The sequence below is a fragment of the Pseudoflavonifractor sp. HCP28S3_F10 genome, from assembly GCF_052065415.1.
Taxonomy (GTDB): Bacteria; Bacillota; Clostridia; order Oscillospirales; family Oscillospiraceae; genus Pseudoflavonifractor_A.
The window spans coordinates 13800-33618 of record NZ_JBQHUB010000034.1; the positions used below are offsets into that span (position 1 = coordinate 13800).

A 19819-nucleotide genomic window follows, 5' to 3' on the forward strand; every position below is an offset into this window, starting at 1 on the left:
GGATCTTGCTAGTCATTTCATGCCGGACAGAGTCCGGATCACGTCTCCCGCCATCATCAGCCCGGCACAGGAGGGCACCCAAGCCACACTGGCCGGAACGCTCCGGCGGCCCGGGGGCGGGACCTCCCGGCTCTGGTCGGTCCTGGTAGGCAGCTCCGGCGACCAGATCACCCGGTGGTGAAGGATGCCCCGATTGCGCAGTTCCTTGCGCACCACCCTTGCCAGCGGACAGCCCTCCGTTTTGGAGATGTCGGTGATGCGGAACTGAGTGGGGTCCAGCTTGTTCCCTGTGCCCAGGGCGGACAGGATGGGCACCCCCCGCTCCAGCGCCGTCTGGATCAGATCCAGCTTGCAGGAGACGATATCGATGGCGTCCAGGATATAGTCATACCGCGCAGTGAAAAACTTCTCCCGGTTCCCGGGCTCATAGCGGGCGGCCAGCGGCGTCACCCGGCACTCCGGGTTGATGTCCTTCACCCGGTCAGCCATTGCCCGGGCCTTTGGCTGTCCCAGGGTGGAATGGAGGGCTCCCAGCTGCCGGTTCAGATTGGTCAGGCTCACATCGTCGTGGTCCACCAGGGTCAGCGCGCCCACCCCGGAACGGGCCAGGGCCTCCACCGCCCAGCTCCCCACGCCGCCAAGACCGAACACCGCCACATGGCTGCGGGCCAGCCGTTCCATGGCCTCCTCCCCCAGCATCATGCCGGTACGCAGAAATTGCTCATCCATATCGGTCTCTCCTTCCATGCGCCATATAAAAACGGGCGGGGCGCCGCCCCGCCCGTTTCAGGCGTCTGTATGTGTTCAGCCAACGTAACGCAGGCCGGAGCCCTCGGTGGCCTCATAGCCCTCCTGCAGGCCCTCCAGCCAGGTCTGGAGGTCGGCGCTGCGCAGCGCGTTCTCCGCCGTGTACTTCCACTGGGTAGGACCGGCCTTATCCAGGTACATCACATGCCAGCCCTGCTGACCGGACTGGGTATTCTCCACCAGGCCGGTATCGCCCTCCTTGCGGCCATCCGCAAAGATCCAGTTGATGAAATCGGTGAAGAAGCCGGTGCTGCGGGTCACGTTCTCATACAGGCCTCCGTTGTCTTTGGAGCCGGGATCCTCAGAATTGGCCTTGGCCAGTTCGCCGAAGGCCTCGCCGGTCTTGTCACCGGCGTTGAACTCGTCCAGAATGCTCTGAGCCTTCGCCTTGGCGGCGTCCATGGCCTCGTCGGTGGGCTCGTCCGCACCCTCGGCCACCTCGGCCTTCACCAGAATGTGGCGGATGTCGGCGGAACCCATACTCTCCTCGTCCAGATAGCGCTGGCCGAAACGGACCACATAGTAGCCGCTGCCCTCAGACTCGATGACGGTAATATCGCCCTCCCTGCGTGCGGGATCGGTGAGCCAATCACGGTAGGCGGACAGGACCGAGCTGCCCACGCTGGTGCTCTCGCCGCCGTAGGTGGAGCCATCCACCTTGTTCACGGTCAGGTTGGCCTGAACATCAAAGGATTCGCCGCCCTTCACGGCGTCGGCCAGGGCGTCGGCGGCCTCCTTGGCGGCATCCATGGCCGCCTGCTTCTCCTCATCAGTAGCCTCCACGGTGCTGCCGTCGTCACCGGTCTTGCTCTCGGGCTTGCCGTTGACGAAGCAGGCGTCATACACGAAGGTGTCCAGGCTGTCAGCGTTCTCGTCATAATAGCCCTGGAGCGCGGCGTCATCATAGGTCAGGCTGTCGGAATGCTCGCTGTAGTACTGATTGGCCAGCGCGGTCTCCTCCAGGCAGGAGCGGAGCACGCTCTCGGTCATATACTTGCCGAAATTGGCCTTGAGAAAAGCCTTCATGGGATAGCCGTACTGGGCGGCCTGGCTCTTATAGGTTTCCATCGCTTCGTCCACAGAGGTCTTGCTCTCGTCGGTCAGGGTCTCACCGGCCTCCCGGGCGGCGTCCGCCAGAGCGGTGATCTGGATCATGCTGCTCTTGGCGCCCTCCATGAAGAAATCGAAATAGCTCTGCTCGTTGGTCTCGTCAAAAATCTGCTCCCGGTCCGACTTGCTGGAGTCGTAGCCCATCATCTGCAGATACATGCTGTACTGCTGGCGGGCCTGTCCATAATAGTAGGACACCTCGGCGGCGGAATAGTTGCGGCCGTTCACCGTCATGGCGGTGGCGCCGCGCTGGATGAAACCAGCATCCCAGATCAGCAGCGCGGCCACAAGGACAGCCGCCACAACGCCCACCACCGCGTAGATGGTGTGATTACGCTTCTGGATCGCAGCCTCCTTGCGCTCCTTGATCTGCTTCTGCGTCAGTCCCTGATCGGGAGCGTTCTGGCGCTGCTTCTTTTCTCTGGATGCGCTCATGTCACTCAGTCCTCTCGTAATGTTTCCCGCAGGGCGGGCGCCCCGGCCGTTCCGGTCCGGGACAGTTTCACTTAGACAAGGTGATATTATACAGGATATGGGACCGTCTTTCAAGTCCAAAAACGACAGACCCGTTCTTCTTCCCCCGCTTTTTACGGATTATTCACATTTTCCCGTGCTCCGCCCCGGCCGGCCCACCAGGCCTCGATCTCTGCCCGGCCGGCCTGGACGCTGCCCTGGACCATCCCCGCCGAACCGCCGCCCCGGCCGTTCAGGGCGGCGTTCATCTCTTTCACCAGGGGGCGCAGGTCCTGACGCTGAGAACCCAGGATATACTGGAATTTTGCCCCGTCCCAGGCATAGGCGGCGCATACGCCGGTCCCTTTGGCCACGGCGGCGTTCACCAGCGCCCGCAGTGAGGCCGTGTCCAGTTCCTCAAAGAGCACCAGCTGCTCCGCCCCCGCCGGCAGGGCGTCCGCCCTGGCCTGGGCGGCCATGCGTCCCAGCGCGGCGGCACGGGCCTTCTCCCGCTCCAGCTCCTCACAGAGCCGGCGGACGGCGGCGGTCACCTCCTCCTGCCTGGCGGAGAGCAGGCCGGAGATGGCGGTGACGCTCTCCTGCTTGCCCATCAGGTCCTCCACCGCCCGGCTGCCGCAGAGCATCCGGATGCGGACGCCCCCCTTCCAGTTCTGCATGGAGATCAAATGGATAAGGCCGATCTCGCCTGTCCGCTTCACATGGGGGGCGCAGCAGGCGCACACGTCATAGCCGGGGATGGTGACGATGCGGACGTTCTCCGTCAGGTCCAGCTTGCTGCGGTATTCCAGATGGGCCAGTTCTTCCGCTGCCGGAAACTCGCACCGGACCGGCAGGTCCTCGGCCACCGCCCCGTTGGCCAGCCGCTGGACCCGTTTCACATCCTCCCAGGTCACCGGACCGCTCAGGTCGATGGTCATCTCCTGGTCCCCCAGGTGAAAGCCCACATTGTTCAGCCCGTAAAGGGTGTGGAAGAGCCCGGAGACGATATGCTCTCCGGTGTGGCACTGCATCCGGGCAAACCGCAGCTCCCAATCGATGCGGCCCCACACCGCCGTCCCCGGCTCCAGGGGCTGCCGGGTGTAGTGCCAGACCAGGCCGACCTGCTCATGGGTGTCCTCTACGGAGACGGCTTTCTCTTCACCAGCCCCGGCCGGCAGCAGCACGCCCTGATCCCCGAACTGGCCGCCCCCCTCCGGGAAGAAGCAGGTGCGGTCCAGCGCTACCCGGAACCCTTCTTTCCGGCTTTCGCAGGCCAGCACCCGGGCCTCAAACTCTACGGCATGGCTGTCCTGATAATAGATCCGTTCCGTCGTCATCGCGTTTTCTCCTTCTGTGTTGAATTTGGGGGCACTTGATGGGGATGCTCCGCCGCTGGCGGGGGGTATTTCACCCCACGGGGCGGGACGGAGGTTTTTATCCGCCCACGGGCGGGGGCGGGGGCTGCGCTGTCCGCGCGGGCGTCCTGCGCGGACGGCGCCAACCCTTTTCCCGAAAAGGGCTGGACAAAAGGGCCAAGGGGGGCACGGCCCCCCTTTGGAAACCCCTAAGTGCGGGGGCGCGCTACCGTGACTTTATGCAGTCTTGATCGCTTCTCCTCCACATTTGGGTGCGCCATGCAGGCGATGCTGAAAGTCCCATCCCTGTCCATAGCAAAAAACAGGGGGAGCCCGTCTGAAACGGACTCCCCGCCGGTATCAGCCAGAAAACCGCTTACACCGCTTACTTGGCGTAGTAGTTGATCAGGCAGCCCGCCAGAACGATGTCCCGCGCCCCGCGCGCCGGGCCGCGCGGGGACCCCGATTTCTTTATCTGCTCGGGCGAAATGAATCCGCCCGGCATCAAGGTTTTGGCCTTTGGCCAAAACGCTTGGGACGCCGCACCTGCGGCGTGGGAGCGGAACATCTTACCTGGCGTAGTAGTTGATCAGGCAGCCCGCCAGAACGATGTCCCGCTCTTCCCGGGTCATACCAGGCAGCTTCAGGGTGACGTTCTTCTCTTCGCCGTTCTGGATCAGCACGGCGGGAACCGTCTCGCTGCCGCTGTCCAGGGCGGAACGCACGCCTGGGATATAGAGCCGGTCACCGGGCTGGATATTCCAGTCCTTCACGTCCTCGGCAATGAAGGGCAGCATGCCCCAGTTCACCACATTGGAGCGGTAGCGCTTGGTGGCGTACTCGGCAGCCAGGTTGGCGCAGCCGCCCAGCACCCGCTGGCAGGAGGCGGCCTGCTCCCGGGCGGAACCGTCGCCGGGCTTGAGGGCCATGACGAAGGTGCCCAGGCCGGTGGTCTTTCCGTCATGGCCGCCCAGGGCCTCCATCACCTCAGCGGCCTGGGGGTCCCTGCGGCGGAGCTGCTCCACCGCAAGCACCGCCTTGGCCCGGGGCACGTACTGGGGATCCTTGCGGCTCAGGGCAAACTCGGACAGGCGCAGGGGGTTGGAGCGGTAAGACGAGGTCTCACCGGAGGGGATGAGCTCGTCGGTGGTGGTCACCGGATCGTAGATAGCGGCGGCAGCGGTGAGAAGCAGATTCTCGGGCAGAGCCACCTGCTCAGGCCAGTCGGCGATGTTGGGGCCGTAGACCAGCTCGGTCTCCGGCCGGGCATTGCCCACGCCGAAGTACACCCGGGCCTTGTAGGCAGAATCGTCATAGGCCCAGCTCTCATCCGCCCGGTCGGCGGGGCAATCGGGCAGCTCGTCGGCGGCGGTGAGCACGCCGCCGTTGAGGGCGGTGGCGGCGATGGAGCGGGCGTCCATCAGGGCCACGTAGGAGATTTGGCCCTCGCCGGGCTTGGACCCCTCCCGGTTGGGGAAGTTGCGGGTGGAGTGCCGGATGGAGAAAGCCCCATTGGCGGGCACGTCGCCGGCGCCGAAGCAGGGCCCGCAGAAGCAGGAGCGGATGGATGCGCCGGAGGCCATCAGCGAGGCGATATAGCCCTGGCGGGTGAGCTCCAGGTTGATGGGCATGGAACCGGGGTAGCAGGACAGCCAGAAGGCGTCGGAACCGATGCCGTGCCCGTCCAGGATCTGGGCGGCCCGCACCAGGTTCTGATAGGTGCCGCCGGAGCAGCCGGCGATGACGCCCTGATCCACCCGGAACTGGCCGTCCACGATCTTGTTGGCCAGAGGCGCGGCGTTCTTCACGCCCAGCTTCTCGGCGGCGTCCACGTCCACCTGATGGAGCAGATCAGCCATGTTGGCCTTGAACTCCTTAATGGTGTAGGCGTTGGAGGGATGGAAGGGCAGGGCGATCATGGGCTCAATGGAGGACAGGTCGATCTCCAGCGCTCCGTCGTAGTAGGCCCCGTCGGCGGGGGCCTGCTCCCGGTACTGCTCCCCCCGTCCCAGCAGGGTGAGCTGGTTTTTGGTCTGCTCATCGGTGGACCAGACGGAGGACAGGCAGGCGGTCTCGGTGGTCATCACGTCGATGCCGCTGCGGTAATCCATGGACAGGCTGGCCACGCCGGGACCGAAGAACTCCATCACCGCGTTCTTGACCACGCCCTCCTTAAAGGTGGCGCCGATGATGGCAAGGGCCACATCCTGGGGGCCCACGCCGGGCCGGGGGGCGCCGGTGAGGTAGATGGCCATAACTTTGGGATAGGCAATATCATAGGTCTTGCACAGCAGCTGGCGGGCCAGCTCGGGGCCGCCCTCGCCGATGGCCATGGTGCCAAAGGCGCCGTAGCGGGTGTGGGAGTCGGAGCCCAGGATCATCCGGCCGGGGGCGGCGTACCGCTCCCGCATGTAGGAGTGGATGACCGCCTGATGGGCGGGGACGAACTCGCCGCCGTACTTCTTGGCGGCGGACAGGCCGAACACGTGGTCGTCCTCGTTGATGGTGCCGCCCACGGCGCACAGGGAGTTGTGGCAGTTGGTGAGCACATAGGGCAGGGGGAATTTCTCCAGTCCGGAGGCCCGGGCAGTCTGGATGATGCCCACATAGGTGATGTCGTGGGAGGCCATGGCATCAAAGCGGATGGCCAGACGATCCATGGTATCCAGCGTATTGTGGGCTTTCAGGATGGCGTAGGCCATGGTGCCCGTTTTGGCCTCCTCCGGGGCCTTCAGGCCGGCGGCAGGGCCGTCCTGAACGGGGATAAAAGCGCCGTTTTGATAGTAAACGCCGCTGCGGGTCATTTTTATCATAAAACGTTCCCTCCGGTCATTGCTTTTTCAGTGCTTTATTATACTAAATTGCACCGTGAAACGCAAGGGGGAGGTTTTGGACCTTTATAGATAAGGCATGCCGCCCCGGCGCGGGAGAAAGAGGCCGGTATATGAGAACTTGATCCGGCTTTTCTTTTGGTAAAATTTATGTTAACTATTTTTCTGATCTGTCATTGACGAACTCTGGCGATTCAGGTAAAATTATGTCACCTGCATGATTTTACCGCAAAGGAGCCCGCCATGAAGAAAGCCATTTCCTCCCTTTTTGTGCTGTTTGCCCTGCTGGCCTGCCTGCTCCCGGCCCGGGCCGCCGGTCCGGCCGGCACCCTGTCCGCCTATTTCTACAGCGAGACAAACGGCCGCTATGACCCGCCGGTGGAGACCGACCGGGTTTCTCTCACGCTCAATGGCAGTCCCCTCACCCCTGACGGCGTGCCCGCCCTGATCCAGTACATCGGCGGCGACGGGCGCACCCTGGTTCCGGTCCGCCTGGTGGCTGAGGCGCTGGACGCCCAGGTGCTCTGGGTGGCCGCCACCCGGCAGGTCATCATCCTCAAGGGCGAGGACAACATCGTGCTCACCCTGGGCTCGGCCCAGGCCACCATCAACGGCACGCTCACCGATCTGCCCGGCGGCGTGCCCGCCGGCGCGGTGAAATGCAACGGGCTGGAGAGCACCATGGTCCCCCTCCGCTTCGTCTCAGAGGCCCTGGGCGCCGATGTGGGCTGGGATAACGACACCTTTACCGCCTCCATCCAGACCGTGGCGCCCCCTCCCACTCCCACCCCAGCACCGACTCCAACGCCTGTACCGTCTCCGTCCCCCACGCCCTCTCTTCCGTCTGAAGAGGACCGGGGCCGGGTCGTATCGCTGGAGAGCGACGACAACGCCCAGTCCCTTTTCATTGCCACCGACCACGTACCCAGGATCCAGGTCACGGACCTGGGCGACCGGGTGGCGGTGGACATTCTGGGCGTCACCATCTCCCCCACCTACGGCACGGTATCCATGGAAAACGAGGTCATGACCGGCGTGCGCTATGCCCAGCATGACTACGGCTCACTGGACTATGACTATCCCCACGTGGTCCGTTTCGTCATCGACCTGAAGGAGGGCGCCACTTATGCCGCGAATCTGAAGGTGGCACAGGAGGTAGGCGGCATCCGCATCACTTCCTACCATACAGAGGATCCATCCGATCTTCCTGAGATCCCGGCCGACCCCATCGACCCGTCCAAAAAGACCATCTGCATCGACCCCGGACACGGCGGCTCGGCCTCGGGCGCGTACTACGAGGGCATCATGGAAAAGGACCTTACCCTCCCCATGAGCCTGATGCTCCGGGATATTCTGGTGGAACGGGGCTACAATGTGGTGATGACCCGGGACACCGATGTGTACATGGACCTCTATGACCGCTGCGTCATCGCCAACCAGGTGAACGCCGACGTGTTCGTCAGTATCCACTGCAATGCATCGGCCACCAGCAGCACCTTCCAGGGGCTCTTCACCTATTATCACCCCAGCAGCAACCGGAGCAAAAAGTTTGCCCAGTATGTCCAGAACGCCGCGGCGGAGGCCACCGGCGCCATCAACCGCGGCATCCTCAACAATGACTATGTGGTCCTGCGGGAGACCAACATGGCCGCCGTTCTGGTAGAGACCGGCTTTATGACCTGCCACGACGAGCTGATGCGTCTGGCCGATCCCGGCTACCAGCAGAGCATGGCGGAGGGCATTGCCGAGGGCGTGATCCAGTACCTCAACAGCGTCGCCGACAACTCCTGACCGTAAAAAACGGACTGCCGCATCAGCGGCAGTCCGTTTTGGTATCTCTTACTGCTTGCCCATCGCCTTGTCAAAGTGGCTCTCGATCTGCTTGGTGAACTCCAGCGCCGAATTATAGCCCATCTTCTTGTGGCGGTTGTTCATGGCCGCCACCTCGATGATGGACGCCAGGTTGCGCCCGGGCTTGACAGGGACGGTGATGGTGGGGACCTTCACCTCCAGGATCTCCATATAGAGCTCCTCTACGCCCAGCCGGTCATAGACCGCGTCCTCCCGCCAGGGCTCCAGATTGATGACCAGGTTGATCTCAGACTCCTCCTTGACGGCGCTCATGCCGAACAGGCGGCGCACATCCACCACGCCGATGCCCCGCAGCTCAATATAGTGGCGGATGAGTTCGGGGGCCATGCCCACCAGGCTGCCCGTGTTGACCCGGCGGATCTCCACTGCGTCATCGGCGATCAGGCGGTGGCCGCGCTTGACCAGCTCGATGGCGGTTTCGCTCTTGCCCACGCCGGAATCGCCCAGCAGCAGCACGCCCTCGCCGTAGACCTCTACCAGCACGCCGTGGCGGGTAATGCGGGGGGCAAGGTGATTGTGCAGCGAGGTGACAATGGCGCTGATGATGGCCGAGGTGGTATCGTGGCAGCGAAGGACGGTGCGGTCATACTTTTCCGCCATCTCCATGCACTCCGGGAACGGCTCGATCCCCCGGGCCACGATAAAGGCCGGGATCTGCTCCCGGAACAGGGTATCGAACCGGATCTGCCGCTCCTCCGCGCTGATACCGTCCAGGTACGTGCTCTCCACCAGGCCGATGACCTGGATACGGTTGGCATCAAAATAATCGAAAAATCCGGTCAGCTGCAGACCGGGGCGGTTGATATCCTCCGAAGAGATGGCCACATCCCGGTAGCCCTCGGCTCCGCGGAGCACTTCCAGTTGGAATTCATCAATAAGCGTGCCCAATTTCACGCTGCTGACACTGGCCATAGCGCACTTCCTCCCTATTGATCATAATCGCTGTTCGGTTCAGTATACCACTTGGGGCGGCTGGTTGGCAACCACCCCTTCCAAAACATCTTTTTTGATTTTCCCTCTTGCATTCTGCCATTTTTTCTGCTAATATATCATTCGATGCTTTTATGAGCGCATATTCTGCAAGCGAGGAGGTTCAAGCGAATGGCCAAATGTGAATTCTGTGACAAGGGCGTTGTGTTCGGTATCCAGGTCTCCCACTCTCATCGCCGCTCCAACCGGCCCTGGAAGCCCAATGTGAAGCGCGTCAAGGCGATTGTCAACGGCACGCCCAAGCACGTCTATGTGTGCACCAGATGCCTCCGTTCGGGTAAGGTCACCCGCGCTGTGTAATTTTTTCCACAGAACAGGAACAAGCGCCTCCGCATCAGCGGAGGCGCTTTTCTATTGCCTGCTCTGGCGCGCCCTCCCGCTCTTTACTTGCCCAGGGCGGCATTTTTCCGCCAGGACGCCTCCACCGCGTCGATGACGGCGGCACGGAATCCATGGCGCTCCAGAGCCGCCACGCCCTCAATGGTGGAGCCGCCAGGGGAACACACCGCGTCCTTCAGCGCGCCGGGATGACTGCCGCTCTCCAGCACCATGGCCGCAGCCCCCATCAGGGTCTGAGCGGCGTAGTCCTGCGCGGCGGTCCTGGGCAGGCCGGCCAGCACGCCGCCGTCGGCCATGGCCTCGATGAACTGATAGACAAAGGCGGGACCGCAGCCCGCCACCGCCGAGAATGCGTCCATCTGGCGTTCCTCCAGGCGGCGTACCAGCCCGGAAGAGCGCAGGATCTCCTCTACCGCGCCGAAATGGGCCTCATCCACGCCGGGGGCGCCGCACAGGGCAGTCATTCCCTTTCCGATGGCACAGGGGGTGTTGGGCATGATGCGCAAAATGGGCATCCCCGCGGGAGCCCACTGGGCCAAAGTCTCTGTCGTGAGGCCGGCCGCCATGGAGACCAGGATCTGCCCTTCCGTCAGGACAGGTGCGATGCTCTCCAGCAGCCCCTTCATCATGTGAGGCTTTACGCCCAGGAATATATATCCGGCCCCTGCAGCCGCCTCCGGCACCCCGGCCGCCGTACAGCCGGTCTCGGCCGCCAGGGCCTCCGCCTTGGCCGCCGTCCGGTTGGCGATGACCACCTGCTCCGGCCCGATGGACCGGCAGGCCGCCCGCACCAGCGCCCCGCCCATATTGCCCGTTCCTAAAAATGCCGCCTGTTTCATGTGGCAAGACCTCACTTTCTTTTGCCACAGTGTATCACATCAGTGCGGCAAAGGCAATGCCGGGCTTCTCTCCCCTGCCCGGCCAGTTCCACCGTTTTCTCCTTGTCAATTTCCATAAACCTATAGTATAATAGATTTGCCGTCTGAAAGGCGGACATTTTTACTTTCGATTGTTTAGGAGTGTTGTATTATGAGCCGGATGGTCGGTACTGTTTCGAGAGGTATCCGGGCTCCCATCATCCGCAGCGGAGACGACCTGGCGCAGATCGTCCCCGCGTCCATTCTGGAGGCCGCCGCCGAGGACGGCTTCTCCATCCATGACCGCGACGTGATCGCCATGACCGAGGCCATCGTGGCCCGCGCCCAGGGCAACTACGCCTCTGTGGACGACATCGCCGCCGATGTAAAGGCCAAACTGGGCGGCGGGACCATCGGCGTCATCTTCCCCATTCTCAGCCGTAACCGCTTTGCCATCTGCCTGCGCGGCATCGCCAAAGGCGCGAAAAAAGTAGTACTGATGCTCAGCTATCCTGCCGACGAGGTGGGCAACCATCTCATCGACCTGGACGTGATGGATGAGAAGGGCATCGACCCCTACCGGGACGTGCTGACCCTGGAACGCTTCCGCGAGCTCTTCGGCTGTCCCAAGCACCCCTTTACCGGCATGGACTACGTGGCCTATTACGGCGACCTGATCCGGGAGAGCGGCGCTGAGGTGGAGATCATCTTCGCCAACGATCCCCGTGCCATCCTGAGCTATACCAAAAACGTGCTCTCCTGCGACATCCACACCCGCCAGCGCACCAAGCGTCTGCTCAAACAGGCCGGAGCCGAGCGGGTGTACGGCCTGGACGAGATCCTCAACGCCCCGGTCAACGGCAGCGGCTGCAACGAGAAATACGGCCTTCTGGGCTCCAACAAGTCCACCGAGGATATGGTGAAGCTCTTCCCCCGGGAGTGCCAGGAGCTGGTGGAGTCCATCCAGCGGACCATGCTGGAAAAGACCGGCAAGCACGTGGAGGTCATGGTCTACGGAGACGGCGCCTTCAAGGATCCGGTGGGCAAGATCTGGGAGCTGGCCGACCCGGTGGTCTCCCCCGCCTATACCGCCGGTCTGGAGGGCACGCCCAATGAGCTCAAGCTCAAGTACCTGGCCGATAACGACTTTGCCGCCCTCTCCGGTGACGCTCTGAAGGAAGCCATCAAGGACGAGATCAAGAAGAAGGACGGCAGTCTGGTGGGCAAGATGGCCTCCGAGGGCACCACGCCCCGCCGCCTCACCGACCTGATCGGCTCCCTGTGCGACCTGACCTCCGGCTCGGGCGACAAGGGCACCCCCATCGTCTATATCCAGGGCTACTTTGACAATTACACCACCGAGTAAACATTCAGGCGCCCCGCGGCATAGCCGCGGGGCGCCTGTTCTGTCTTTTTGCGCGGCAGTCCCTTATGGGGTGGCCCGGTCCGCCAGCATGGCGTCCACCTCGTCCCGGGTGCAGCGGATGTCCACCTCCCCTACCCGGTGATAGGTGCCAAAATAGGGATCCCTGCCCACCCAGACCGGCCGGCAGCGCCGGTCAGCCTGGGGAACGGCGATAACGATGATGTCCCCGCTCCCGGTGTTCTCCACCCAGGCCCGTCCGTCCGAGACCAGGTCCACGCTGGCTACGGCCGGGTCCCTCACCAGCGACAGGAACTCCTCCAGCATCTCCCCGGCGTCCAGCAGTCCCTGGGTACGCAGAGAGTGGTCGGGCAGCTCCTCCACCCCCAGCAGGATGACCCCGCCGCCGGCATTGGCAAAGGCGGAATAAGACTCCCATATGCTCTCCGGCAGGCCGCCGGTGGCCAGTTTTGCCTCCAGACGGCCGTCCTCCCGGTATCGCTCCATGTGTGTGAAATCGTACATGGCGCTCACTCCCTTCTGTTTCCTCCAGTATAGCGGACTCCCTGGTTCCCGGCAAGCCGGGCGGAAAAATTTTGCGCATATCTCAAAAATTCGGTTGACAAACAGGGCGTATCCCGCTATAATAATCAAGCGGTCTGAAATTGAGACCGCTTCTGTGCGGATGTGCTGGAACTGGTAGACAGGCACGTTTGAGGTGCGTGTGTCCATGACGTACGGGTTCAAGTCCCGTCATCCGCACCAATCCCGGAGCTCTTGCAGAGCAAGAGCTCCGGGATTTTTTATACTCCCGCAGCGGCTTTACGCCCTTTCCAGGGACAAAAACGGAATATCCCGGGGGCATAAAACTTCCATCGGAAAAACAAAATTTACACATGAAGCACACACAAAAGCCCGCCCCACAGTCCATCCTGCGGGGCGGGCCTCTTTTATTTCTTCTCCTATGGACGGACTTATTCATCCTCCAGGCCGTCCAATTATATCAAAAAGCAAAGTCTTCCTGCTCTTCCGCGGGGACCTGCTCTTCTTCCCATTCAAGGTCTTTGAGCTGTTCGGCCCATTCTTTCTCATGCGCCTCCCGGGCCAGCCAGTCTTCGATGCTCTCCAGCGCCTCCTCATACCAGGCGTCCGGCCAATCATAGACGCCGTTGCTGTTGGGACGCAGCTGCGCCAACATCTCCCGGGTGGCCGCGCCGCTGGCCAGCAGCGTCTGCAGGATGTCCCCGCAGCGGCTGTCGCCGCCCCAGGCCCCATCGTACAGCAGCCGCACCTTTTCCTGGTCCAGCAGGCCGCACAGCCGCGCAAACGGGTCGTCCGTCCCTGTCCGGCTCGATGGCAAGTCCGTACACATCAGGTCATAGAAAGCCTCTTCCCCACTCTGCTGCTTCCACCCGGTCCAAAGTCTCCGGAGAAGATCCGGCCGGAGCCGGGCGCAGCCTTCCGGGGCGGACACACGCACCAGAATGTCGACCCAGAGGAGAAGGCCATGATGAAAACACATGTCCCGCATCCAGTACCGTACAGCCGCCCGGGGATTTCGGGGCACATCCACGCCGTCTCTGTAGTAGTCAAACAAATAGTAGTCGGAATCTTGGGCCTGCCGGTAGAGCTCCGCTGCCTTTCGGCGGTCCTTCGTCACGCCCCTGCCCTCCGCATAGCACTTTGCCAGCATCCAGAAGCACGTGCACCGCTCAACATACGCCCCATCCCCTTCATACTGGCCTCCTACCGCGGCGGTGAGGGCACGGACTGCCCGTTCTTCGTCTGCCGGGACCCCCTTGCCATCCAAAAGGAGACCGGCCAGGTAAGGGACCATGTCGATCTTATGGGGCAGGGCCTCCTCCATCCAGTGGACGGCCTCCTCCCCGGAGATCTCATCCCCGCAGTATCCCCCAAGAAAATGCTCCTTGGGCATTTTCATGACTTCGGTATAGAACTGCCAGCCGATCTCACACTGGGCGTCCACGCTGCCCGCCTCGGCGGCCTGCCGCAGAAGATCCAGGGGCTCCCAGTGATCTCCGAACCGGTCCTCATCACTGAGAAGCTCATACAGGTGCCAGCCGGCCTCGCCGCAGTCATACAGGAAGGCGCTCTCCAGCAGATGTTCCATCAGGTCCAGCAGCCAGCCCATCTCCTCCTCGTCCAGGTCTTCCTTCAGCTGCCAGCGCTCACAGAGCTCCTTCAGCCCGAGGGCCAGGGTCATCTCCTCCTCCGGCGTCTGCACCCCGTGTCCCACGATCCCTTCCAGGACCTTTCTATCCGACTCCTCCTCAAACAGGATGCGGCAGGACCGGTCGCCGCAGTCATCCCCCAGGGTCTCCACCAGAAGATAGTATTCCAGCAGCAGCCCAACGGCCTGGGGGGAAAGCCTCCGCTGCCGGATCTCCTGGATCCCGGAATAATTCCAGCCGTAGCGCCATTCCAGGTTCAGCTGTACGGAGGCGAAGTCATCGTTGGGGCGGACCTCCTCCTTGCGCTTGACCAGCCGGGGCAGCTCCGGGGCCAGCTCTTCAAAGCAGGCCGGGATGGGCTGCTCCCAGTCCTCCTCCGGCTTCTCCTGCCAGTACTCCAGCGGCCAGCGGTAATACTCCAGCAGGGCGATCTCCCAAAGGTCCCGGTCCTCCGTCACGGCTTCCATAAACGCGTCGTAGCATTCCCGGATGCGCTGTTCCATGTTGCTTAGCATATCGTTTGATCCTCCTTTATCGCCACACCGCATTCGGTATTTTTCCGATGTGCTGTATGGTTCGTATTCCGGATACCTGTTTTGCGGAACCCGGAAGCGTGTTTTGATCAGGTTCTCTTCGCTTCCATACTGTCAGGGTGGGAAACACGGCTGTTCCCCACCCGATAATTTTCTAAAGATACATAAATTTTGATTTGATAATTCCGGGAAATGTGCTATGCTGTTACCAGGCAAAGCGTACAGGCTGGGCGTCTGCCCTCAGGCCTTCCGCTGCGCATTTTTTAACAGGAAGGGGAACTGATCATGAACACAGCAGACATTTATGCAAAGGTAAAGGCAATCCTGGCAGAGCATCTGAATGTGGATGAAGCCCTCGTGGACATGGACACCGCCATCAGATCCGATCTGGTAGCGGATGAAAGCGAGCTCATCAATATCCTGCTGGATCTGGAGGAAGCCTTCGATCTCGACATCCCGGATTCGGACTTTGAGGACATCGACACCGTGGGCGACATTGTGGAATACGTCAAAAACGAGATGGACTGAGGAAGCAATTGGGAATTATGCTTTCTGAGCCACTACTCCAGCGGCCAGCGGTAATACTCCAGCAGGGCGATCTCCCAAAAATCCCGATCCTCCGTCACGGCATTCAGGAATGCGCCGTAGCACTCCCGGATGCGCGTTTCCAGTTTGCTCAGCATATCTTGTTCCCCCTTGTCATCCTGCCGCGCCGCGGTCCTCTTTCCGGCAGTTTCCGTCACCGGTCCTATCGTTCAGGCACTGCATTCTGATTTTATACGAAAAGGCACATGAAATCAAGGTAATCCCTAACATGCAGGAGGTACTTTCCTTTTATTGATTTTGATATGATGATTTCAAAACCCACTACACAGATAGGAGATGGGATTCCCATCTCGAATCCCATCAAATCGAAAATATTTCTATGTTGAGATTCTGGGAAGACATGCGATTCCGTGTTTCCAGACCTCTGTTGTTTTTGGTCAAAAAGTTTGTAAAATATCCGATATCGCAGATTGTATCCACGTTTTTTGCTTGAAATCGCAATAAAAAAAGAGCAGTCAATTGACTGCTCTTTCCTGGACTCTGTTGAGTTTGGTGGAGATAAGCGGAATCCAACCGCTGTTGTTTGTTTGCCTGAAAGTGCTCTTAAAATCTGGTAGAAACAAAAAAGACAGCCGTCCCTCGCCTCCTAATAAGAAAACATAAGAAAGTCAGTAAAATCAATGTTTTCAAAGGCAGGGAACACGGTACGAAGTCAAAAAATCTCATACTGACAGGCACGAAGGGCGCTGATTTTCACATCAGCGCCCTTTTCCTGTCCCCACGCCATAGGCAGCCACCCTATGGCGTTTTTTCATATCCGTACCTATGCCCACCCGAAAAATGTATCAATTAGGGTGCGAAAACCTCTGTTTTTTCCTCTCAGAGCGCCGCTTGAAAGGCGGCGTGGGTGTTTTCCCATGGGAAGCGTCCGAGAGGCATGACAGGGGCTTTTTTGCGCCAAAATCAACACTTTTCAAAACCAGAGAAAGGAGGCGCCGGATATGGCAGTTTTCCGCATCGAAAAGACCAGAGATTACACGGTCATGTCCAACTACCACCTGCGGGACAGGTCGCTGTCCCTGAAAGCGAAGGGGCTGCTGTCCCTCATGCTGTCGCTGCCGGAGGACTGGGACTACACCATGAAGGGGCTTGCCCGCATCTGCAAGGACGGCATCGACAGCATCAGCGGCGGGATCCGGGAGCTGGAGGCGCACGGCTATCTCGTCCGGGCGCGCGTCCGCAACGAGAACGGGCAGCTTGGCTCCATCGAGTACACTATTTTGGAGCGGCCGAAGGAACCGGCACAGACGCCCGCGCCTATCCGGGAAAAACCTATACGGGAAAATCCAATACAGGTAAAGCCAATGTTGGATGCCCCAATTCAGGAGAACCCCGCCCAATTAAATACTAAAGAACAAAATAAAGAATTATCAATTACGCAAGGATCAAGTCCTATCCCATCAAGTCCCCCTACCCCCAGAGAAAAAAGCAGGATCGGACAGGACAGGATGCGGGAGCGCGAGAGCTACCGGGAGATCATTTTGGAGAACATCGACTACGATATCCTCACCCAGGATGAAAAGCTGGACAGGGACCGTCTGGACGAGCTGGTGGAACTCATGGTGGATACCGTCTGCTCCAACCGGGAGATGATCCGCGTGGCCGGGGATGATTACCCGGCGGAGGTCGTCCGGTCACGGTTCCTGAAGCTGAACGCCTCACACATTGAGTATGTCCTTGACCGGATGCGGGAGAACACCACCTATGTCCGCAATATCAAGAAATATCTGCTGGCCGCGCTGTATAACGCGCCGGTCACGATGGACAGCTACTACACAAGCCAAGGAATCGGTCGATGATACGGTCAAACGCATGATCCGGGGCGAGGTTCGGACCGGGAATATTTCTGAGAGTAGTGGTAATTAAGGAATAGATATGCTATAGTGAAGTCGCTAGGATCGATATTAGCAAGCAAGCTTGTTTGAGGGTTCGACGAGATAAGCCCAAGATGACAACCTAGATGCTGCGATGATGATTAGCAACCTAAAAACAGTAAATCAGTTGATACTATCAGTACCGATCAAAATTCTCGTTACGATACTGAGAACCCACGGATAGGCTTCGGGAGATGTAATCTCTTTTGTGGTGGGCCCGGATGCTGTATCAATGCTTTACACCATACTTAATGAATGGGATAGTTATGCCCATTTATTAGTGATGTGTGTAAAGCGGCGTTATTTGACTTGATAGCAAGACTTGCACACATCAGTGATACAGGTCTTTTTTATTATCAAGTCAGATGGAGGTGAGAATATGAAAATCAACAAAAAGAATGCTCTCCGCTTGTGGGAAGAACGGTACGGCGATGCTCAGTATGCTGCTGACTTTCACGGAAACTTAATGTATCGTGATGCCTTCGGTGATCGGGAGTATGTTGTTTACCGTGGTGAAGCAGAATTGTATTGCGGGTGGAACATTCATCACATTATGCCTGTTGCCAATGGTGGGTCAGATGAGAAAAGTAATCTGCTCTGCACTAACATCATTACGAATGATGAGGCCGAGGACAAGATCACATTTTGGATCGATGACTGTCTTTATCAAGTGCAACGCAAACCGGAAACATCCGAGTACCAAATTGTTCAGTTACAGTGATTGGAGGATATCGATGAGTAAGTGGTTTTTCAATTATGATTCGGGTGATATGGGATTTGCAACATCCGAATCAATGGGAATGTCATCCGATGGAGATATGCTTATGCGTATGGGTGACAATATGGTCATGAATTTGGATACCAGTGACCTGGAGATGATTTCAGGATGGCCGGAGGATGACTCGCATAGGAATCCATTCGATGATGACGAAGAGTAAGTAAAACAGAATATTTCCATGGCTCCTGGTTACTGAAACGGTTTCCAGGAGCTTTTTTATTGGGAAATGGTTGAATTTTTCTGACAAAATCATTGACAGGGTCTTCCCGAAAGGGCAGCTCCTTCGGGAGACGGGAAAGCTCCTGGCGCACGGCGGGCCGAAGCGGGACGAGAACGGAAAGCCGGTGCGGGATAAGCACGGCAAGGTCGTCTATGAGCCCTACCGCATCAAGGTCCTGAACACCATCAACTTTTCCAAAAGCATGAAATATAACCCGCTGGCCTATGTGCGCTCCGAGAAGGATATCCTCAAGCTGGTCAATGTCATCATCGCCAACACGAAGGGCGACGGTGAAAAATCCTCCGAAGATTTTTGGATCAAGGCCGAGCGTCTTTTATACTGCGCCCTGATCGGCTACATCTGGTATGAGGCGGAGCCGGAGGAAAAAAACTTCATCACCCTGCTGGAGCTTATCAACGCCTGCGAGGCCAGAGAGGACGATGAGACCTATAAAAGCCCCGTGGATATCCTCTTTGACGAGCTGGCGCAGGCGCAGCCGGAGCACTTCGCCGTCAAGCAATATGTCAAGTTCAAAATGGCGGCCGGCAAAACTCTCAAAAGTATTTTGGTGAGCTGCGGCGCCCGCCTGTCTCCCTTCGATATCAAGGAGCTGCGGGACATTATGACGGAGGACGAATTGGAGCTTGACACGATGGGCGACCGGAAAACGGCGCTGTTCCTCATTATGAGCGATACCGATACCACCTTCAATTTTGTCATCGCCATGCTGCAAAGCCAGCTTTTCAACCTGCTCTGCGACAAGGCGGATGATTTCTATAACGGGCGGCTGCCTGTCCATGTGCGGTGTCTTCTGGACGAGTTTGCCAATATCGGCCAGATACCAAACTTTGACAAGCTGATCGCCACCATCCGAAGCCGTGAGATATCGGCTTCTATTATTTTGCAGTCGCAAAGCCAGTTAAAGACCATCTACAAGGACGCGGCAGATACCATCGTCGGCAACTGCGACGTCACCTTGTTTTTGGGAGGCAAGGAGAAGTCAACGCTGAAAGAGATCTCGGAGCTGCTGGGCAAGGAGACCATCGACAGCCTGAGCCAGTCCGAAAACCGCGGCGCGCAGACCTCTCACGGCCTCAGCTATCAGAAATTGGGAAAGGAGTTGATGACCCAGGACGAGATCGCGGTCATGGACGGCGGCAAGTGTATCTTGCAGCTTCGGGGCGTGCGCCCGTTTTTCAGCGACAAGTACGACCTGACAAAGCACCCCCGCTACAAATACCTGTCCGACGCCGACAAGAAGAACGTCTTTGACGTAGAACGGTACATGAAGCGCAGACCGGCCATCGTGAAGCCGGACGAGCCTTTCGATATGTACGAATTGAGCGCAAAAGAACTGACAGACGAACCCGACAACAATTCTACAAAACGAAAGGAAATATGATTTATGGATTTCTTCAACAGTGCCATCGACGTATTGCAGACCCTGGTCATCGCCCTGGGCGGCGGCCTTTGCGTGTGGGGCGGCATCAACCTTCTGGAAGGCTACGGCCAGGATAACCCTGCGGCCAATGCTCATGTACGGTAAGGAAGCAAGCAACCGAAAACAAGAGATAGACCGCCAGCACTACACTATTCCGAACCAAAGACCAAAAGATAAGCATTGTGGGAAAATCTAAAC

General features: G+C 59.3%; 16 protein-coding genes, 1 tRNA gene and 2 pseudogenes. 10 read left to right on the top strand and 9 right to left on the bottom strand.

Translation table 11 applies throughout. The annotated features are described in order from the left end of the window. Window positions 1-12: 12 nt before the first annotated feature. The 4 genes from ACTNBZ_RS12240 to ACTNBZ_RS12255 all read right to left on the bottom strand — a co-directional run bounded on the left by ACTNBZ_RS12240 (window position 13) and on the right by ACTNBZ_RS12255 (window position 6538). A complete protein-coding gene (locus tag ACTNBZ_RS12240) occupies window positions 13-729 on the bottom strand; it encodes a tRNA threonylcarbamoyladenosine dehydratase (protein ID WP_441210261.1) in 717 nt (238 codons plus the stop codon). Window positions 730-804: 75 nt separating this feature from the next. After that, entirely contained in the window at window positions 805-2352 is a 1548-nt protein-coding gene (locus ACTNBZ_RS12245; protein ID WP_441210263.1) for a peptidylprolyl isomerase, read from the bottom strand. A gap of 152 nt (window positions 2353-2504) precedes the next feature. Then, window positions 2505-3707 (bottom strand): alanyl-tRNA editing protein, encoded by a 1203-nt coding sequence (locus ACTNBZ_RS12250; RefSeq protein ID WP_441210265.1) that lies wholly within the window; start codon window positions 3705-3707, stop codon window positions 2505-2507. 587 nt (window positions 3708-4294) lie between these two features. Beyond that, window positions 4295-6538: a hydratase gene (locus tag ACTNBZ_RS12255; RefSeq protein ID WP_441210267.1), complete on the bottom strand. Its 2244-nt coding sequence runs from the start codon at window positions 6536-6538 to the stop codon at window positions 4295-4297. Between the two features lie 261 nt (window positions 6539-6799). On the opposite strand from ACTNBZ_RS12255, the gene ACTNBZ_RS12260 reads away from it, so the two are divergent. Then, window positions 6800-8347: an N-acetylmuramoyl-L-alanine amidase gene (locus ACTNBZ_RS12260; RefSeq protein ID WP_441210269.1), complete on the top strand. Its 1548-nt coding sequence runs from the start codon at window positions 6800-6802 to the stop codon at window positions 8345-8347. A 48-nt stretch (window positions 8348-8395) separates the two neighbouring features. Here ACTNBZ_RS12260 and hprK read toward each other — a convergent pair whose 3' ends face one another. Continuing rightward, window positions 8396-9340 carry an HPr(Ser) kinase/phosphatase gene (gene hprK / locus ACTNBZ_RS12265; protein WP_441210271.1) on the bottom strand — a complete coding sequence of 315 codons (945 nt, stop codon included), beginning with the start codon at window positions 9338-9340 and terminating at the stop codon, window positions 8396-8398. 189 nt (window positions 9341-9529) lie between these two features. On the opposite strand from hprK, the gene rpmB reads away from it, so the two are divergent. Then, window positions 9530-9718 (top strand): 50S ribosomal protein L28, encoded by a 189-nt coding sequence (gene rpmB, locus ACTNBZ_RS12270; RefSeq protein ID WP_033116638.1) that lies wholly within the window; start codon window positions 9530-9532, stop codon window positions 9716-9718. A gap of 83 nt (window positions 9719-9801) precedes the next feature. On the opposite strand, the gene proC is transcribed toward rpmB, so the two are convergent. Further along, complete coding sequence (gene proC / locus ACTNBZ_RS12275) at window positions 9802-10611, bottom strand: pyrroline-5-carboxylate reductase (RefSeq protein WP_441210273.1); 810 nt, start codon at window positions 10609-10611, stop codon at window positions 9802-9804. Between the two features lie 175 nt (window positions 10612-10786). Here proC and ACTNBZ_RS12280 point away from each other — a divergent pair, with 175 nt between their 5' ends. Next, window positions 10787-11980: a coenzyme F420-0:L-glutamate ligase gene (locus ACTNBZ_RS12280; protein WP_441210275.1), complete on the top strand. Its 1194-nt coding sequence runs from the start codon at window positions 10787-10789 to the stop codon at window positions 11978-11980. Between the two features lie 63 nt (window positions 11981-12043). Here the strand turns inward: ACTNBZ_RS12280 and ACTNBZ_RS12285 are convergent, their stop codons facing one another. Then, entirely contained in the window at window positions 12044-12502 is a 459-nt protein-coding gene (locus tag ACTNBZ_RS12285; RefSeq protein WP_441210277.1) for an AlbA family DNA-binding domain-containing protein, read from the bottom strand. Window positions 12503-12658: 156 nt separating this feature from the next. Here ACTNBZ_RS12285 and ACTNBZ_RS12290 point away from each other — a divergent pair. Beyond that, window positions 12659-12742: transfer RNA gene (locus tag ACTNBZ_RS12290), tRNA-Leu, on the top strand. Window positions 12743-12980: 238 nt separating this feature from the next. Here ACTNBZ_RS12290 and ACTNBZ_RS12295 read toward each other — a convergent pair. After that, on the bottom strand, window positions 12981-14684 hold the full coding sequence (locus tag ACTNBZ_RS12295; RefSeq protein WP_441210279.1) for a tetratricopeptide repeat protein: 1704 nt from the start codon (window positions 14682-14684) through the stop codon (window positions 12981-12983). Window positions 14685-14987: 303 nt separating this feature from the next. Between ACTNBZ_RS12295 and ACTNBZ_RS12300 the strand changes: the two genes are divergently transcribed. After that, window positions 14988-15230 (top strand): acyl carrier protein, encoded by a 243-nt coding sequence (locus tag ACTNBZ_RS12300; RefSeq protein ID WP_441210281.1) that lies wholly within the window; start codon window positions 14988-14990, stop codon window positions 15228-15230. Between the two features lie 32 nt (window positions 15231-15262). Here ACTNBZ_RS12300 and ACTNBZ_RS12305 read toward each other — a convergent pair whose 3' ends face one another. Beyond that, on the bottom strand, window positions 15263-15385 hold the full coding sequence (locus ACTNBZ_RS12305; RefSeq protein ID WP_441210283.1) for a hypothetical protein: 123 nt from the start codon (window positions 15383-15385) through the stop codon (window positions 15263-15265). A gap of 864 nt (window positions 15386-16249) precedes the next feature. On the opposite strand from ACTNBZ_RS12305, the gene ACTNBZ_RS12310 reads away from it, so the two are divergent. From ACTNBZ_RS12310 to ACTNBZ_RS12330, 5 genes and pseudogenes are all read left to right on the top strand, one after another. After that, window positions 16250-17107 (top strand): DUF6017 domain-containing protein, encoded by an 858-nt coding sequence (locus tag ACTNBZ_RS12310; protein ID WP_441210285.1) that lies wholly within the window; start codon window positions 16250-16252, stop codon window positions 17105-17107. Window positions 17108-17561: 454 nt separating this feature from the next. Then, the gene (locus tag ACTNBZ_RS12315; protein WP_441210287.1) at window positions 17562-17903 is read left to right on the top strand and encodes a hypothetical protein; all 342 of its coding nucleotides are present in this window, start codon (window positions 17562-17564) and stop codon (window positions 17901-17903) included. Window positions 17904-17916: 13 nt separating this feature from the next. Next, a complete protein-coding gene (locus ACTNBZ_RS12320; protein ID WP_441210288.1) occupies window positions 17917-18120 on the top strand; it encodes a hypothetical protein in 204 nt (67 codons plus the stop codon). Window positions 18121-18226: 106 nt separating this feature from the next. Beyond that, window positions 18227-19582 (top strand): annotated as a pseudogene (locus tag ACTNBZ_RS12325) (VirD4-like conjugal transfer protein, CD1115 family); the annotation flags it as partial. A 3-nt stretch (window positions 19583-19585) separates the two neighbouring features. Then, window positions 19586-19714 (top strand): annotated as a pseudogene (locus tag ACTNBZ_RS12330) (Maff2 family mobile element protein); the annotation flags it as partial. Window positions 19715-19819 lie beyond the last annotated feature (105 nt).

Coding starts and splice junctions, on each gene's coding strand:
- ACTNBZ_RS12240 (WP_441210261.1), bottom strand. CDS start 729: ATGGATGAGCAATTTCTGCGTACCGGCATGATGCTGGGGGAGGAGGCC.
- ACTNBZ_RS12245 (WP_441210263.1), bottom strand. CDS start 2,352: ATGAGCGCATCCAGAGAAAAGAAGCAGCGCCAGAACGCTCCCGATCAG.
- ACTNBZ_RS12250 (WP_441210265.1), bottom strand. CDS start 3,707: ATGACGACGGAACGGATCTATTATCAGGACAGCCATGCCGTAGAGTTT.
- ACTNBZ_RS12255 (WP_441210267.1), bottom strand. CDS start 6,538: ATGATAAAAATGACCCGCAGCGGCGTTTACTATCAAAACGGCGCTTTT.
- ACTNBZ_RS12260 (WP_441210269.1), top strand. CDS start 6,800: ATGAAGAAAGCCATTTCCTCCCTTTTTGTGCTGTTTGCCCTGCTGGCC.
- hprK (WP_441210271.1), bottom strand. CDS start 9,340: ATGGCCAGTGTCAGCAGCGTGAAATTGGGCACGCTTATTGATGAATTC.
- rpmB (WP_033116638.1), top strand. CDS start 9,530: ATGGCCAAATGTGAATTCTGTGACAAGGGCGTTGTGTTCGGTATCCAG.
- ACTNBZ_RS12280 (WP_441210275.1), top strand. CDS start 10,787: ATGAGCCGGATGGTCGGTACTGTTTCGAGAGGTATCCGGGCTCCCATC.
- ACTNBZ_RS12285 (WP_441210277.1), bottom strand. CDS start 12,502: ATGTACGATTTCACACACATGGAGCGATACCGGGAGGACGGCCGTCTG.
- ACTNBZ_RS12295 (WP_441210279.1), bottom strand. CDS start 14,684: ATGCTAAGCAACATGGAACAGCGCATCCGGGAATGCTACGACGCGTTT.
- ACTNBZ_RS12300 (WP_441210281.1), top strand. CDS start 14,988: ATGAACACAGCAGACATTTATGCAAAGGTAAAGGCAATCCTGGCAGAG.
- ACTNBZ_RS12305 (WP_441210283.1), bottom strand. CDS start 15,385: ATGCTGAGCAAACTGGAAACGCGCATCCGGGAGTGCTACGGCGCATTC.
- ACTNBZ_RS12310 (WP_441210285.1), top strand. CDS start 16,250: ATGGCAGTTTTCCGCATCGAAAAGACCAGAGATTACACGGTCATGTCC.
- ACTNBZ_RS12315 (WP_441210287.1), top strand. CDS start 17,562: ATGAAAATCAACAAAAAGAATGCTCTCCGCTTGTGGGAAGAACGGTAC.
- ACTNBZ_RS12320 (WP_441210288.1), top strand. CDS start 17,917: ATGAGTAAGTGGTTTTTCAATTATGATTCGGGTGATATGGGATTTGCA.